This window comes from Novipirellula rosea (assembly GCF_039541335.1).
Taxonomy (GTDB): Bacteria; Planctomycetota; Planctomycetia; order Pirellulales; family Pirellulaceae; genus Novipirellula; species Novipirellula rosea.
The window spans coordinates 1-14,199 of sequence record NZ_BAABGA010000004.1; the positions used below are offsets into that span (position 1 = coordinate 1).

General features: G+C 54.9%; 16 protein-coding genes. 7 read left to right on the forward strand and 9 right to left on the reverse strand.

Annotated elements, in window-relative coordinates; all coding sequences use genetic code 11:
* Window positions 1-305: 305 nt before the first annotated feature.
* The 3 genes from ABD971_RS00115 to ABD971_RS00125 are packed head-to-tail and all read left to right on the forward strand — an operon-like array spanning window position 306 to window position 1,099.
* Complete coding sequence (locus ABD971_RS00115; RefSeq protein ID WP_345318270.1) at window positions 306-539, forward strand: hypothetical protein; 234 nt, start codon at window positions 306-308, stop codon at window positions 537-539.
* On the forward strand, window positions 539-766 hold the full coding sequence (locus ABD971_RS00120; RefSeq protein WP_345318272.1) for a DUF4314 domain-containing protein: 228 nt from the start codon (window positions 539-541) through the stop codon (window positions 764-766). Before ABD971_RS00115 ends, ABD971_RS00120 begins: the two co-directional genes overlap by 1 nt.
* Window positions 767-778: 12 nt before the next feature.
* Window positions 779-1,099 carry a hypothetical protein gene (locus ABD971_RS00125; RefSeq protein WP_345318274.1) on the forward strand — a complete coding sequence of 107 codons (321 nt, stop codon included), beginning with the start codon at window positions 779-781 and terminating at the stop codon, window positions 1,097-1,099.
* 6 nt (window positions 1,100-1,105) lie between these two features.
* On the opposite strand, the gene ABD971_RS00130 is transcribed toward ABD971_RS00125, so the two are convergent.
* Window positions 1,106-2,416 (reverse strand): DNA modification methylase, encoded by a 1,311-nt coding sequence (locus ABD971_RS00130; RefSeq protein ID WP_345318276.1) that lies wholly within the window; start codon window positions 2,414-2,416, stop codon window positions 1,106-1,108.
* Between the two features lie 702 nt (window positions 2,417-3,118).
* Between ABD971_RS00130 and ABD971_RS00135 the strand changes: the two genes are divergently transcribed.
* The 4 genes from ABD971_RS00135 (at window position 3,119) to ABD971_RS00150 (ending at window position 5,895) form a co-directional block, all read left to right on the forward strand.
* On the forward strand, window positions 3,119-3,367 hold the full coding sequence (locus ABD971_RS00135; RefSeq protein WP_345318278.1) for a hypothetical protein: 249 nt from the start codon (window positions 3,119-3,121) through the stop codon (window positions 3,365-3,367).
* An 823-nt stretch (window positions 3,368-4,190) separates the two neighbouring features.
* Complete coding sequence (locus tag ABD971_RS00140; protein WP_345318280.1) at window positions 4,191-4,646, forward strand: efflux RND transporter periplasmic adaptor subunit; 456 nt, start codon at window positions 4,191-4,193, stop codon at window positions 4,644-4,646.
* Window positions 4,647-4,754: 108 nt separating this feature from the next.
* Entirely contained in the window at window positions 4,755-5,123 is a 369-nt protein-coding gene (locus ABD971_RS00145) for a hypothetical protein (RefSeq protein WP_345318282.1), read from the forward strand.
* Between the two features lie 103 nt (window positions 5,124-5,226).
* The gene (locus ABD971_RS00150) at window positions 5,227-5,895 is read left to right on the forward strand and encodes a hypothetical protein (protein WP_345318284.1); all 669 of its coding nucleotides are present in this window, start codon (window positions 5,227-5,229) and stop codon (window positions 5,893-5,895) included.
* 475 nt (window positions 5,896-6,370) lie between these two features.
* On the opposite strand, the gene ABD971_RS00155 is transcribed toward ABD971_RS00150, so the two are convergent.
* The 8 genes from ABD971_RS00155 to ABD971_RS00190 form a co-directional block, all read right to left on the reverse strand.
* The gene (locus ABD971_RS00155) at window positions 6,371-8,548 is read right to left on the reverse strand and encodes a bifunctional DNA primase/polymerase (RefSeq protein WP_345318286.1); all 2,178 of its coding nucleotides are present in this window, start codon (window positions 8,546-8,548) and stop codon (window positions 6,371-6,373) included.
* Window positions 8,548-10,209, reverse strand: a complete 1,662-nt coding sequence (locus tag ABD971_RS00160; protein WP_345318288.1) for a DEAD/DEAH box helicase — start codon at window positions 10,207-10,209, stop codon at window positions 8,548-8,550. Before ABD971_RS00160 ends, ABD971_RS00155 begins: the two co-directional genes overlap by 1 nt.
* The gene (locus tag ABD971_RS00165; protein ID WP_345318290.1) at window positions 10,209-10,799 is read right to left on the reverse strand and encodes a RusA family crossover junction endodeoxyribonuclease; all 591 of its coding nucleotides are present in this window, start codon (window positions 10,797-10,799) and stop codon (window positions 10,209-10,211) included. Before ABD971_RS00165 ends, ABD971_RS00160 begins: the two co-directional genes overlap by 1 nt.
* A gap of 89 nt (window positions 10,800-10,888) precedes the next feature.
* Window positions 10,889-11,347 carry a DUF669 domain-containing protein gene (locus ABD971_RS00170; RefSeq protein WP_345318292.1) on the reverse strand — a complete coding sequence of 153 codons (459 nt, stop codon included), beginning with the start codon at window positions 11,345-11,347 and terminating at the stop codon, window positions 10,889-10,891.
* Between the two features lie 55 nt (window positions 11,348-11,402).
* On the reverse strand, window positions 11,403-12,161 hold the full coding sequence (locus tag ABD971_RS00175) for an ATP-binding protein (protein WP_345318294.1): 759 nt from the start codon (window positions 12,159-12,161) through the stop codon (window positions 11,403-11,405).
* A gap of 40 nt (window positions 12,162-12,201) precedes the next feature.
* Window positions 12,202-12,441 carry a hypothetical protein gene (locus ABD971_RS00180; protein ID WP_345318296.1) on the reverse strand — a complete coding sequence of 80 codons (240 nt, stop codon included), beginning with the start codon at window positions 12,439-12,441 and terminating at the stop codon, window positions 12,202-12,204.
* Between the two features lie 131 nt (window positions 12,442-12,572).
* Window positions 12,573-13,172 carry a sigma-70 RNA polymerase sigma factor region 4 domain-containing protein gene (locus tag ABD971_RS00185; RefSeq protein ID WP_345318298.1) on the reverse strand — a complete coding sequence of 200 codons (600 nt, stop codon included), beginning with the start codon at window positions 13,170-13,172 and terminating at the stop codon, window positions 12,573-12,575.
* 271 nt (window positions 13,173-13,443) lie between these two features.
* Window positions 13,444-14,199 (reverse strand): hypothetical protein (locus ABD971_RS00190; RefSeq protein WP_345318300.1); only part of this gene is annotated, 756 nt, incomplete at its 5' end.

The following is a 14,199-nucleotide window of genomic DNA, read 5'->3' on the forward strand; positions in this document are numbered from 1 at the left end:
AGGCGAAGGCTCCTACGTATTGGTTCCACGCGGTCTGTAGCCGCAAACGTTTCTCTTCTTGGCGAACTCCGCCACACACGCCCGACGTTAGCCACGGTCGGGCGTTTTCTCGTCTGTGGGGCCATCTGCCGAACGTCTGTAAGCGGCCGACACGCGGCGTTTGTCGGGGTCATTTTCCGCCGACGAAAAACATTCAAATTCTTTTCAGATGTTTGCCAGAGTTTGCTTGATGTTGCCGGCCGGTCATGGCTGATGGGTGTCACCGAAACGGTTTTCAAGATTTCTTTCTCAAACGGAGCAACAACATGCACAACACGCAATCCCTTCACGTTCGGCCGATCGAACCGGGACCGGCTTATGAGCACGGCCACTTAATCGCCCGCGACTTGTTGCAGCACATCGAACTGCAACTCGACCGCATGGTTCGGCCCGACAATAAAGACCTGCGTTGGATGCATGTTCGGGCGATCAACCTCATCAACGCCCAGCTTTCGGAGGTCGCAGCACTGCTGGACGAAACCAACGGAGTCCGCAACTGATGAACCACAAAGCAAACATCAGGGCGGGCGATCGCGTCCGCCTAGTTTCGATGACCGACGACCCCGACCCGATTCCCACTGGCACCACCGGAACGGTGGTCGGCGTGTATCCACAAAGCGAGTGGACGCAAGTCGATGTCGACTGGGACAACGGTCGGGCACTGATGCTTTCCATTCCACCGGATGTCGTCGAGCGGATTGGACCGCCGGCGGCCGACAATCAATGAGGACTTGAATCCATGTCGACACGAGCCACGATCGCAATCCGCCGAACCACCGGCGATTACCTCGCGACCTACCTGCATTTCGACGGATACCCGGAACACGCTGGCCGGCTCCTGGAAGCCAACTACTCGAACTACGAGCACACCGAAGCGTTGATCGCGAAAGGTGACATCCGCTGTCTCGATGCAGAATTGGGTGAACCAGAATATTATGACGCGGAGGCACCGGCCGCGGTATTGCCGACACGTATCGCGTTAGTTGAGTTCGCCAGGAACTGCAGCTCGCAATACCTGTATATCTTCGACGCCGGCGAATGGACGCACCAAAAGCTGTAGACAAGCTCATCGCATATTCTCCTCGCGAGCCCCGACGGGAATCGGCGACTCGCCGGTGCGCTGGAGGACCGCCTTCTTGCCGGTGAAACGCTGGTAGCGGTCAACGATCACATCGCAGTACGGCGGGTCAAGTTCCATCAAGAATGCTTTTCGGCCGGTTTGTTCCGCGCCGATCAATGTTGATCCGCTGCCACCGAACAGATCGAGCACGTTGTCACCTTTACGTGACGAATATTGCATCGCCATCACGGCCAGTTCCGCTGGCTTGCCGGTGAGGTGTTCGAGTTGCTGTGGCGGGATTTTCTTGACGTGCCACAGATCCGTCGCGTTATTTGGGCCAAAGTATTTGTGGCCGGCACCTTCACGCCATCCATAGAACGCCCACTCGTGTGCGCCCATGAAATCTTTGCGTGTCATCACTGGGTGCATTTTGTCCCAGATGATGGCCTGCGAGAAATATAGACCGCAGGCTGACAAGACAGGCGGATAGTTGGCGATATTCGAAAAGCCTCCCCAAATGTAAAAGCAACGACCGGGTTCCAATACGCGAGCGATGTTGCCGAACCAAGCTTTCAACAATCGGTCAAATTCCTCATCGGAAACAAAGTCGTTGGCCAGCGGCCGGTCCTTGGCTCGCATCTTCTTTGGACCGTCTTTCGTTGTGCCTTTGCCGGCCTCGAAGGAACTGTTGCCGGCCGCGATCGCATTCTTGCTGCGGGGTTCGACCTTCACGTTGTACGGCGGATCCGTATTGCACAACTGGATCTTCGCGCCGTCCAAGAGCCGATCGAGGTCACTGTCGCTGGTGGAGTCGCCACACAACAACCGGTGGTCGCCGAGAATCCACAGATCGCCGGGTTGCGTGATCGCTTCGTCGGGTGGTTCAGGAACGTCGTCCGGATCGGTCAATCCTTGCGCGACGCCCGGATCGAGCAGTTTAGCCAACTCGTCCGAATCGAATCCGAGCAATTCGCAATCGAACCCCGAGTCTTGCAATGCACTGATCTCCAGCGGCAGCAAGTCGTAATCCCACTCTGCATTTTCGCCGGTGCGGTTGTCGGCGATCCGGTAGGCCCGGACCGATTCAGGTTCCATGTCCTTCGCGACGTGAACCGGCACTTCTGCAAGATTCAAAACCTTGGCGGCCTTGAACCGGGTATGGCCGACGATGATCACGCCGTCGGTGTCAACGACGATAGGTTGGCGAAACCCGAATTCGTTGATGCTTTGCACGACGTCCGCAACTGCGTCGTCGTTGATACGAGGATTGTTTTCGTAAGGCTTGATTCGATCAAGCGACCACATTTCGACCTGCATGGGCAGCGTCCTTTTCCAAAAGGGGAGGAAGCGGAAAAGTTTCGGTCGGTGGAGGGTTAGATGGTTGGCTGGGGCGTCGGATTTTCGTTCGGACAAATAAAACAAACTGTGCCCAATACCGCGGCTGTTCCGGTGGCCCTGGTTGGAAACGTTTTTTCGATGGAGGACCCGTTCGCTCAGGGTGGCCGGCTTCCTGGCCGCTTCAGGCCGCCCACGTTCGCCCGTGTCGTGTCTTGTTTCGCTCCTAGCGCTTCCAGATACGCCTCCGCCTCAACCGCCGGCCTCGTTCACGGGAAACATAGTACGTCGTTGTAAATTCGTGTCTGTGTTGTTTCATCCATGAGCGAACCGGTGCTTTGCGTGAAACACAGGAGCCATTGGCCGAACGAGTTGTCGACATCGTGCGGAACCAGGCCCTGCTAATTGTTGACGCAGAGTCTAGAACCGGCGATAATTACCTCGTTATCCGACTGAAATTCAGAACAGGACAGGCGATTTGACATGGCTGATGGATACAATGCTGGATACAACAAAGGGTACGCAGATGGAAAGGCGAACCGCACTCGAGACCAAAAGCCGCCTCTTTTGGCATCAGTGACAAAGGGAACTGACTATGCTTCAACGTACATGGCAGGATACGCGGAAGGTTTCCGCAAGGGAAAGGAAGCATCGAGTCAATAATGACCAAAATCGGAGTATCAAATGTTTACAAACCCCGAAGACTACAGTCGCTGCACGGATGATCCCGAGTTCCTGGAGCGGATGGAGGATATCGATAGGCAGAAAGCTCAATACGATGCCATCTCCTATGCTGAGTCTATGAAAATCGATGGACAGCAAAGTTCACAGTACAAATCTGCCCAACGGATGCTCGACAATATCTATAAGAAAATGGGGGATCTAACCGATATATGGGAAGCTGAACGCAGAGCGAATTTGAGGCGTGGTTAATGGCGGATTACCAGCGTGTTGCACACGAGCGGCGGCGACGTCGGTTTTGATTTCAATGTATTGGGTCGCCGCCATGTGAACACCAACGTTAGCCTTAATAGCCTACGAACGGTGCTATGATGCGAGCTCTTTCAATTGTTATCTCTATATTCCTGGTCGGTCAGTCCGCGACGGCTCAACAAATACCAACGTCAGACGCAATTGGCCAGTCCCTCGTGGAGGCGATCGTCTCCAATGATGTCGTCGGATACTCTCAGTGTTGGAGTTCGTCGCGAAGGATGGATACGATCATGAGGGAGCTCGGCATTGGGGAAGCTCCGGAGAGCCTAAAGAATAAGCTATTGCTGCGAAATAGGAGCATTGCTGAGTCATTCAGAAAGATACAGAAACTAATAGACGACGCGAAGATCGACAGGCACTCGATTCGATTCAACTCCTGCAAGGTAAGTGGTGTTCGCGAGAACAAGTTGCCATTGGGATCTGTTACCAAAGCCGATCGATTCAGTCTGCTTCTCTCGGTCGGCGTCGACGAATGGCGGCTTATTATTGATGGAGGGTTGGTGGATCGCGGAATGTGGAGTTTCTCAGACTCACCAACCAACTTGTTCGTTGGCGACGTAATACTGAGCTTTCGAGATCATCGGCAAGAGGCTAACGAAGCCGTGAACCGGAGCTCTCATTGACGCTAAAACTGCGTTTAAAGTCTTCCTTTCGGGCCCGGTTACGGCGGACGTTGCCCAATTTGAAATCGGCAGCACCTGTTGTGGTTGGCGAAGATTGCACGTCGGTTGGTAATTACGTTCGGTTAACGGTAAAGGGCCAGATGCGATTCTTGAAACTAAGTTGTTTGTTTGCTATTCTTGTTAGCACCGCCTGCAATCAGAATCGCTCGCCTGATCCATCAGCTATTTCATCAATCGATACTGAGACTGTACAGTCGACGCCGGCGGCGTCGGTAGTATGTGGCAAAATCGTAGAATGGCGTTACTTGGACGATGGTGTATCCACAGCCGTCTTGTTGGTTCATAGAGATGCACTGATTATTGATGAGTCGGGAACATATGTAAGCAGGGTTTTTGATAGTGGCGAAACTAGTTTTGTGGTAGAGATTCCGGTGAAAGCGGGTGGTGTAATTCTTGGCGAATGGGTCCAGATTGTTCCGTTATTACGTGCCGGTGATCAAGTTGTGATTCGTGCCGATGAGCGTCTCGATTCGGGACGGGAAGTCGACATCACCAAGATTGTTGGCGGTCATCCATCGCTCTCGAAAGAGCATTGAGAGATCTTCGGCAAACCATCCAATGCATAGAGCGACGAAGTTCGGCGGAATGGAAATGGAAAATTGTTTGTCACCGTCCCGTGATCGGGGACGTCAGGCGAATTTGAGATGCAACGACTTATCCCACTAGTTGTATATGTGCTTCTTTCTGGTTGTGGCGGCGACAACGGCGAGAATGCTCCGATTCTCCATTTGCGCGTGAACGGCGCAACGGGCGGTTCTGTCGGTCAACATCGCATAGAACGCACGGGGGTGATCTCGGAGTCAGGGGACGGTCCCGCCGGCGGTGCAGTCACAAGCAGTCAAACCGTTACGGTAGACAAGATTGCTGACGACGCTATTACGGTAACTGTCACTATGTTCGATTCGGACACTGGCGAATCCAGCAAGCAGTTTCTCGTCCCGTACGACAGGGAAATCACCGTCGCCATTTCCGATGACACCACTGCGATAGCTCGATTGGAACGCAGAGAATGACGCCTCTCCATGCGGTGAACGGGAGCCGCTGATGACGCGGAAGATGAAATCATAGTCTTTTGGCGGCGGTCCCGTTACCGCTGACGTTCTGCTAATGAATCCTATGAGAATTTTGTTGACGATCGCAGTTTGCTACGTGCTAGGTAACTCAGCGAATTTGGCTCACGCACAGAATGCGCCAATGTATGGGCTGGAAGAACAGGTTGTATTCCCGGACGGACTCGAAGAAGTTGCGCGTAAGTATTTGGATTCCTTGCTGAAAGGAGATAGGCAGTCTCTAGCGAAACTACTTGATGAAACAATGGCTGAGCAGAAATGCAATTTGCTTACGCAAGCCCTCAAGGATCTTCGTAAAAAACAAGACTTGAGACTAGAAAAGCAGCTTTTCGATCGTCCATTGACCGACACGGAGTTTTCGCAGCTCACTCCAGCTTCAACGTTGGCAGCTTGTCTATGCATAGGAGTTGTTAAAGATCTCAGCAGAAAGCCCGGAGACATAGTTAGTGCTGGAGGAATGCTTAAAGGTTACAGTGTCGAGGATCGAAGAATTGTTGGTGTGATTCAGCATCAAGACTTTGCAATGATCGTTTATCAACGTACTGGAGGCTGGATATCGATGATTGAAGACGATCTGAATGTCCTTAGCTGTCGCAAAACACAGAATGGATGGCGACTAACGCCAAGCACAAATTACTACAAGATCCTTGCCATCAGCTACCAATCACCAGCCTCCAACCAAGCAGAACAACGCGATGAACCGTCGTCGCGGTAGCCAGGCAATCTCGCATTGGAAAATCAACTACCGCGACTCGGTTATCGCGGTCTTTTTGGCATCGGAGCTTTGCTTGTGACGAACGGTGATAACTCGAACAAACAGATTTCACGCCCTCGGGGTTGGCGTTACATGGCGGAGAAAGAAATTGCAGCCTTGGCAACAAATCATTGGCGATCAACTTTGCGAGAAAAGAACAGAAACAGAGACCTGTCACCGCAATCCGTCACACTACCCCCCGCGTACGCGCAATCACGCATCGCGGGGGTGTGGGCGTGACAGGGTGACATATAGATAGAGAGAGAGTTTTTCCCAGTATATAAGGGCCTTTCATCTTCTGCGAAGTGTCACCGAAGTGTCACTTCAGACGGTGACACTTCGGGACAGATTCGCTTCAACTCGGTGCCAAACGTCCCCCAGACGCCTTCAAATGTCCCCAACTGGTGACACTTTGTGACACTTCGGGGACACTTCCTCACGCACCGACGGCGGTATACCCCTGCGTCGTACGGGCGGACGATTGAATCGTGGCGGGTTCGATCTCACCTTGCTGCAGCAAGGTCATGACGACTTGATCGAACTCGGCAGCCTTCAACTTCATCGTTCGCATCAGGTCGCGTCGTGCGACCGTTCTGTCTTTGGACTCGGCGAGCTTGTTCAGGAACTTCAAGCACTCGGCATGAAACGGGTTCTCGGCTACGTGAATCGACGCGAGATAGAGCTGCCGTCGCGTTTGGTGCAATGCGAACTCGCTGGCCCAGCGAACAGCGGCGAGCGTGACCTGCGGCGTTTCGTGGTTCTCGCTACAGGCATAGATTAAGGCGAGTTTCTTGGCGTGCTCGCACGTTCGACTCCAAGCCGCGCGAGCGACCTCGTCACCGGCGTCATCGGCTTTGTCGTACTCGACCTCGGTTTGCAATCGCAGATCCGTGATCTCGGTTTCAGCTTCGGGCGTGAACGGGACTCTGGCTGGCTTCGGATGAACTGACATGAAGTTGCCACCGTTCGGTGCGAAGTCCGCCCACCATTTGGCCGTCTCAAGAATCGACTGCGGTAGATCGCGGGCCGAACCAGGCGTTTGGCCTTTGCCACGTTTTCCGACGTCGATGATATTCAAACGTGCGAAGAAGCCGTTGGTCAACATTCGACGCGACAGCGATTCGTAGAAGTACTGCGGCGTCGCGGTACCGAACAGCGTCAGGTGTGGTTGGTCGACGTGCATCGCTTCTTTCTGGTTCGCCTTCACGCGAATCGGATAAACGTCGCCGGCGGACGTGTAGAGCGTCAGCAAGATGTTCGGGATGGACTCGCGGCTGTTGTCGCGGTCGAGGTTAATCTGCCGCAGGACGCCGTCCATTTCGTCGTTTTGAAACAGCATGCGGCCAGATCGGAGCAAGGCATCCTGAATGCCTTCGCCGGATGCGAACTTATCGCCGAGCCCCGATGCTTCACCGATTTGGAAAAGCACCTGCGAGTTGACTTTGCGAGGGAACTCCTTGCCTGTACCACTGCCGGCCAGGGCGAGCAAATAGATGTTTGTTCGTAGATCGCCATTCGTGCAGACCTTCCTGCCGGCGAGAAACGACTGCAATGCCATCGCGCCACAGAAAGCTAGTCCGATGTTTGGGTACGGGGCGTTCGAGAGTGTGAAGTCCATCACATTGCGGACAAAGCCGGGCACCTCGAACATTGACTCGGGTAGCCTGCCCGGGTCGGCGTATTCGTCGAGTTTTGATCTTGGTTGCACCACCTCGACGATCTTTGGTTTTGTAACAAACTGGCTGAGGTCCACATCATTCGCCGGTTCGATCAGTCCATCATCACGAAGCCAGCCAAACGGCCGCTCATGTGGTTTGGTCGCCGCTTGATTGATTTTGTGGGCGAGTTCCTTGTCGGACCAAGGGGGAACACAGCGCGGATTGTAGTGCTTAGTCAGGATCGCCAATGCGGCATCGGGTCCAATTGAAAATCCATGAACAAGTGCAGTGGCTGCGGCGAAGGTTTGCGAATGACCACCACTCCCGCCAATCGCTGGCGGCATAGCGTTGAGGTACGCAATCGCTCGGGCCTCGATATCCGTGTTGTCTACTAATCGGCCTGTGGGGGACGGTTGTTTGATTGGTGCAGGTACACCGCGTTTGACGATCACTGCATCGGCAAGAGCATTCACGCATGCCGCCAGCATTGGTGCTGGAACGGCCGCAGGATCCGTATCGAGCGTGTCATAGGTTTCGCCATTAGGATGAATACTTGGACCCACAACCGTTTGGGTTCCAGTCGATCGCAACTCGACGATCATTGAGCCGTCATTTGGATCGGTATGCTTTGCCGTCGTCGCTCCGATTGCGATGTACCAGCGATGCGATCGCGCAGCGGATGCCCGGCCGGTGATTGCCGGCGTCGGTGGTAGGTACTGATCAGCGATTTCAATTGCTTCGGGGCAATCGAGATCGACGTCAACAATCCAGCCCGACGGCTCTCCGAGAATCAATCCGACGTTATCTTTCGTCGAGAAGTGCGTTTTGACGTCATCTGCTTCGATGCGGATGTTCGGCCAGTCATTGCGAACCGGCGATTTCGACCGAGGGCGCAGCGGCACGCTAAACCAGCCTCGCTGGCGATAGATCGCAACCTGCTCCCGCACATCCGCCATCAAAAGGGTGCCTCTTCCAATGCTGCGTTAGGAATCGCGCCGAGCGTCTGTTTGATGATGCGATCGTATTTCTGGCCGGCGATTGAGCGGATCGTGAGTGTTTCAGCTGGCGCAAGCAAACCAGCGTCGGCGATGTCGAGGGCTTCTTCAGCACTGGTAGGACAAGGATCCAGACAACGATCACGCCACCACGCTTCGGCTTTGCGTCGTGCGTATCCAGAGTGTTCGATGCAGATGAATTCGCTTTGCCAATGATCCAGCCCGATCATGTAGTCGACTCGCAAGCATCGTGGTGCATCCTCGTCGGCGTCACGTTTGCGATGGATTCGATAGATAACGTCTTGAACGGCGTGTTGCGTGTCGGTGACCTCGCCCGAGAGCACGCCGGCCTCACTCGCTTTTGCCTCGTGGACTTCACGATCCGGTGGCGGAAATGGATGGCCGCACTCAGGGCAGTTCGCATAGCCGCAAGCGACCAAGGCGTGACATTTTTGGCACTCTTTCGCCGGTGGGGTTTGATCCGTGCGAGTCGCCTTTTCCTTAGGTTTGATTTGGTCGATCGGGCCGTGGCGTTCGATATTGCCCCCGAAATCGAGGACCAGACAGTTCTGCTTGTCGGAATGCAAACGGAAACCTCGGCCGACGCATTGGTAGAGCAAGCCAGGTGACATGGTCGGACGCAGCATCACCACGCAATCGACTCGCGGTGCGTCGAACCCAGTGGTGAGTACGTTCACGTTGCAAAGGAAACGCAGTGGATCAGCGCCAAGTAGCGAGGTCGGGGCATCGCCACGAAAGCGGGCCAACAATTCGTCTCGTTCATCCGCCGGCGTTTCACCGGTCACGAAACCGCACTCGATGCCGTGGTTTACCCGCAACACTTCGACGACACGCCGCCCGTGTGCGACGGACGACGCGAAGATAAGAACTGCCCAGCGATCGACCGTCAGTTTCACGATCTCGGCGCACGCGGCGGATACGAGGGCATCGTCGTTCACCAACGATTCCACTTCTTCGCTGACGAACTCGCCGGCACGAAGATGAAGGCCACCAAAGTCGGCACGATTCACGCCGGCTTTGGAAACGAGCGGACAGAGATATCCGTCACGGATCAATTCCTTGATGCCGATTTCGTAGCATACGTGATTCAGAAAGTGATCTGGCGAACAAATCATTCCCGAGTCCAGACGAAACGGCGTCGCGGTCAACCCGATCACGCGGACGTGTGGATTGATGACCTTGCAGTCCGCCAGGAACCGGCGGTACATGCCGTCGCCCTTCTTGGAGATCAAATGGGCTTCGTCAACGATCACCAAATCGAACGGATTAAGGTCACACGCTCGCTTGTAGACGCTCTGGATACCAGCGACCAAGACGGGTGTGTTGGTGTCACGTTTCTTCAGCCCGGCTGAGTACAGTCCGACGTTAATGTCGGGGCACAGACGACGAATCTTGTCCGCGTTCTGATCCAATAGTTCTTTGACGTGGGCCAAGATAAGCACTCGGCCGTTCCATTGGTTAACTGCATCACTCGCGATCTTTGCCAGGACGAGTGATTTGCCTGCACCCGTTGGCAGCACAGCGACCGGGTTGTCATCGCGGTTGCGAAGGTGGTCGTAGACTGCGTCGACGGCGGCTTGCTGGTAATTGCGTAGTTGCATCACAGAGCCTTTCCGTTGTGACGTTTGCCGGACCACGTCGGTGCCGCGTTGGGTGAGATTTCGCGGTTGTCTTCGTTGCAACCGTCACAGATACGATTGGCCGGACCTAAGGACGCGAACGACTTTTGACAACGCAAACAAATGCGGTCGGCTGCCGCGAGGTTTTCTGTCTGAACCTCCGCGATCCAGACGATCGCTTCGCCTTGCAAGGGCTTTGGTTTTTCAACGCCAGCAGCAATCTCGGCTTTGGTACGACGTTTTGGTTTCGACTTGTTTTCAGGGACGACCTTTTCAATCGCCAGACGCATCACTTGGTTGTCGTCCAGGAACGCTCCGCCCCACTGCAGTGCATCGAGCATCGCCTTGAGCACATTATCAATATCGCGACGCCGGCGATCGGGCATGTGCAGTTCGATGTCGACCGACAGAGGACCGACAAGTGGTTCCACGCGTTTGCGATTTAGTAAGCCACTGACCTCGGCGCGATACTCTCGGCCTTTCTTTGAGATCAGCACCCGCTGTCCGACGTGACGCCAGTAGTGATTGATCGACGGTGGATAAGGCAGGTTCAGTTTCAGCATGGTTAGCATGACAGGGTGACGAGCGAACAAAAAACGCTCGGCCGGCAATCCATGCCGGTCGAGCGTCGGTCTTGGAAGCGATCCAATAGAGGCCGCGGCTATCGCTTCCAAGGGGCCTCCGTGCCGCTGATCTTGGCGGCTGTTTTCGTCTCCGCGGTCGCGCCGACCTTCGAATACCCCTTCACTTCGTTCTGCAACTCGCCAGTGTCGTTGCGACGTTTCACTCGCACGTGAATCACACACGGCAAGTTGTGTAGGTCGGCCGAGTCGGTGGGCATCAAGACGCCGACCGACCGACAGATCGCAGACAACTCCCGCCGGGCGATTTCCACCGCGGTCGCGTTGGGGTTGTCGAGGTTGAGTCGCACCCAGAGAAGACGGTTTGCGTACTCACCCTCCACGATCTGAAACGTCAATTGAAGGTAGTTGCCGGTCCCCGCTTTGGTCGGCTTCAGTTCGCTGTCAGTGATAACAGCCACGTATTTGCCGGCGGGAATCGGTTCGAGATCGTCGGCGGGTTCGACGGTGTTGGCATCAAAGCCTTGCAGGTTTGCCATTGTGAGTCTGTAGTCCTTAGTCTGGAGTCTGTGGATAGAAGAGTGGGGGAGTCGTTTAGTTAGCCGACATGGCGGTGACGAAAGCGTCCCAGGAGAGTGGCAATTCTTCGGCGATGCCGTAACGGTTTTTGGCGACACAGGTTGGCGATCCGTAGGCCCGAATCACTCGTTCGCCGCCTTCTTTGCCGATGGCATGAGCGATCGTTCGTTTACGGTTGAAACCGCCGTCTTCGCTCTGCGTTCGCATTTTGCGAGTCGCAAACAAAACGGCGTCGCACCATTCCTTCACGAGCGCGGCAGCATGCTTGTGCAGCCGCGGCGAGTAGCGGTCGTACGGCGAAGACTCAGGATCCTCGAACCGTTCGACCTTGGAGTGGGCGATCATCACGACCACCATGCCTCGCGAACGCAGCACGCCAAGCTGATCGAGCACTTCACGCCACAGAGAGAGGGCGTGCATGTAACCGCGAGCGTAACCGCCGTCGACCTTCTCGATCGACTCGACGGCATACTGTTGGCAGAGTTTGTCCCAGACGAGACGCTCTAGCCAATCGAGAGAGTCAATCACGACAGACTCGTAGTCGTGCTTCTCGCCCACGAGCGTTTTTAGTGCAGCGATGACGTCATCGAACTTGGTCGCAAGCGGGAAACGATCACAGTCGATTTCATCCAAACCGTCTTCCGTTTGAATAAAGATCGGCTTTGGAGCTTCGCTCCCAAACGTTGACTTGCCGATGCCTTCGACCCCGTAAAGCAAGACACGCGGCGGCTTCGACTGACGGCCAGATTGGATGGTTTCAAGTAGGTTGGTCATTGAGTGGACGATTCCTTTGTTGGCTGATTAACGGAGTGAATTAGAGAGACGTGATCGCTTCGACATCAAAATTGCCATCGCGATCGCTGGTGACGATGTAGTGCTTGAAGTCAACTTGGACGACAAAGCGTTGTCCGCTGCCGAGGTGCTTTCGGAGCGATTTGCATGCTCCCGTGAAATCACGGGAGGCTTCGTTGAAACGTTCGGCCGATCTCAGGTAGCGACCAACCGCGAGAGAAATGGCGACGCGGCGTTCGATGTCGAGAGAAATGTTGGACATAAAAGTGGTCTTTCAACTGTGTTGGTAAATGCAAAGATGAGTCGGTATGCGGGGCAACGATTTCGCTTGCCCCTCTATCCCTTGAGCTACTCCGGCCGGTGACAAACTGGCGGGGGCGGGGGCAAAACTTTTTAGCCCAGATAGTCACGGAGGCCGGCTTCCTCGAATCGCTCGGCGACTTGCTTCATCCAGTCGCGAATCGTTCGCCGAGGAATGCCCATCAATTCAGAAACCCGCACCAGCGAGTGTTCTTTGCGGAGCTCGAGCATGCGTTGCCAGTCCTCCGGCAACGTCGCGATCATCGCCGCCATGTCGGAGGCTAGGTCGGCAAGTTCGATGTCAGCGCGGCGGTCAATTTGCAAACGCTGTCGACCAACCGATTCAGACAACGTGTTTTGCAGTTGCGTTGGCGGCTCGTCCTGAACGATCACTTCGATGTTCAGCGACATGACGCCGCCACTGTTCGTCTGGTGCCGTCTGAGACCTCGCAGGATGCTTTTCGTGTATCGTTCGACGATCGTCGTGGTGAAGCTCTTCCGATGCCCGATAGCAGGATCGAACGATTTCATCGCTTCGATCACGTGAGCGAGTAAGGCTTGTTCGATCGTCGGGATGTCTTGTTTACCCAGTCCCGGACGCGTAACGATCTGACGAGCTTTCTTGAGGATGATGCCGCGAGTGAAGTTGTCGTTGATGACGTCGACGGCGGACGTTGTCTTGGTGGTAGTCATGAATGCCAATCCTTGGCCGGCCGAATCACGCTGCATCCGAAGCGACGAGCTGTCCCGTAGTGCGGGGCTTGGAACGGCGTAGTCGGCTTCGGCGAAGAGTTTCGTCGGAAGCGATGTAGGCCCGTCGCCCGCTACTAGCGAAAAGTGCCAAAACGCCGTGATTCGCTGCGAATTTTCTCACGAAAAAAGCCGCAAACCCAATGATTTGCGGCTTAAGCGAACTGGAAAAGTTTTTGCGGTCTCCATTTTCTGCGGTGCGAAAAGTGCCCGGTCACTCGCCTTGTGGCAGCAGTTTGAAGACTGTTCGATAGCCCTTCTTATCGTCGGTCAATTCGATCGGATCGCCATCGATGCCAAAAAATTCACGAAGCTGCTTTGACAAAACTTCTCTCCGTTTTTTGTTTTTGCGACACGCTCCGGGGGAATGCCATGTGTAAATGCCCCGCTGGGCGGCCATCATACGAAGCAGCTCCCATTGCTTTGTCGGTCGCCCGTTGCGGGCATCAACCAACCCCATCTGCGTGAAATTGTAAATCTGGGATGCATCTCCGATCGTTACTTGGACACAATCATCGTCCTTGAACCGGATCGCAACTTGAGACCATCGTGACCCCGCCGGTGTCGCGAAGCGAACGCCAGGCTTGCCGGCATCAATGTTGGGCAGATGCATCTTGCGAAACGAATCAACTTGCACTTTCGCCGACTCAGCAATGTCAAACTCGCCGCGATCGTTCATAGCCGCGATCTCGTTGATTGTCAGCAACAGCGCCGAGCGTCGCTCCAGCCAACGCCGAGTTCGCTCGTCGATCGGCTCGGTTTTCCAGCGGAAGAAGATAAACGGTCCGTCGCACGAATCGATCGCATGCAGCATGGCATCGGCAAACCGAAGATGTTGCAGGTATACAGGGAACGCAATGCCGGCCATCGGTCGATCCGTGCCGATGTGCAAGGCAGCCCCGTCATGCGAACATCGATTGTGCGGTTCAAACCCAAAACTTGACGCAAGTAATGCAGCGAACCGTTCGAT

Excerpts from the sequence above, each read along its gene's own strand:
- ABD971_RS00115 (WP_345318270.1), top strand. The coding sequence starts at position 306 with ATGCACAACACGCAATCCCTTCACGTTCGGCCGATCGAACCGGGACCG.
- ABD971_RS00120 (WP_345318272.1), top strand. The coding sequence starts at position 539 with ATGAACCACAAAGCAAACATCAGGGCGGGCGATCGCGTCCGCCTAGTT.
- ABD971_RS00125 (WP_345318274.1), top strand. The coding sequence starts at position 779 with ATGTCGACACGAGCCACGATCGCAATCCGCCGAACCACCGGCGATTAC.
- ABD971_RS00130 (WP_345318276.1), bottom strand. The coding sequence starts at position 2,416 with ATGCAGGTCGAAATGTGGTCGCTTGATCGAATCAAGCCTTACGAAAAC.
- ABD971_RS00135 (WP_345318278.1), top strand. The coding sequence starts at position 3,119 with ATGTTTACAAACCCCGAAGACTACAGTCGCTGCACGGATGATCCCGAG.
- ABD971_RS00140 (WP_345318280.1), top strand. The coding sequence starts at position 4,191 with ATGCGATTCTTGAAACTAAGTTGTTTGTTTGCTATTCTTGTTAGCACC.
- ABD971_RS00145 (WP_345318282.1), top strand. The coding sequence starts at position 4,755 with ATGCAACGACTTATCCCACTAGTTGTATATGTGCTTCTTTCTGGTTGT.
- ABD971_RS00150 (WP_345318284.1), top strand. The coding sequence starts at position 5,227 with ATGAGAATTTTGTTGACGATCGCAGTTTGCTACGTGCTAGGTAACTCA.
- ABD971_RS00155 (WP_345318286.1), bottom strand. The coding sequence starts at position 8,548 with ATGGCGGATGTGCGGGAGCAGGTTGCGATCTATCGCCAGCGAGGCTGG.
- ABD971_RS00160 (WP_345318288.1), bottom strand. The coding sequence starts at position 10,209 with ATGCAACTACGCAATTACCAGCAAGCCGCCGTCGACGCAGTCTACGAC.
- ABD971_RS00165 (WP_345318290.1), bottom strand. The coding sequence starts at position 10,799 with ATGCTAACCATGCTGAAACTGAACCTGCCTTATCCACCGTCGATCAAT.
- ABD971_RS00170 (WP_345318292.1), bottom strand. The coding sequence starts at position 11,347 with ATGGCAAACCTGCAAGGCTTTGATGCCAACACCGTCGAACCCGCCGAC.
- ABD971_RS00175 (WP_345318294.1), bottom strand. The coding sequence starts at position 12,161 with ATGACCAACCTACTTGAAACCATCCAATCTGGCCGTCAGTCGAAGCCG.
- ABD971_RS00180 (WP_345318296.1), bottom strand. The coding sequence starts at position 12,441 with ATGTCCAACATTTCTCTCGACATCGAACGCCGCGTCGCCATTTCTCTC.
- ABD971_RS00185 (WP_345318298.1), bottom strand. The coding sequence starts at position 13,172 with ATGACTACCACCAAGACAACGTCCGCCGTCGACGTCATCAACGACAAC.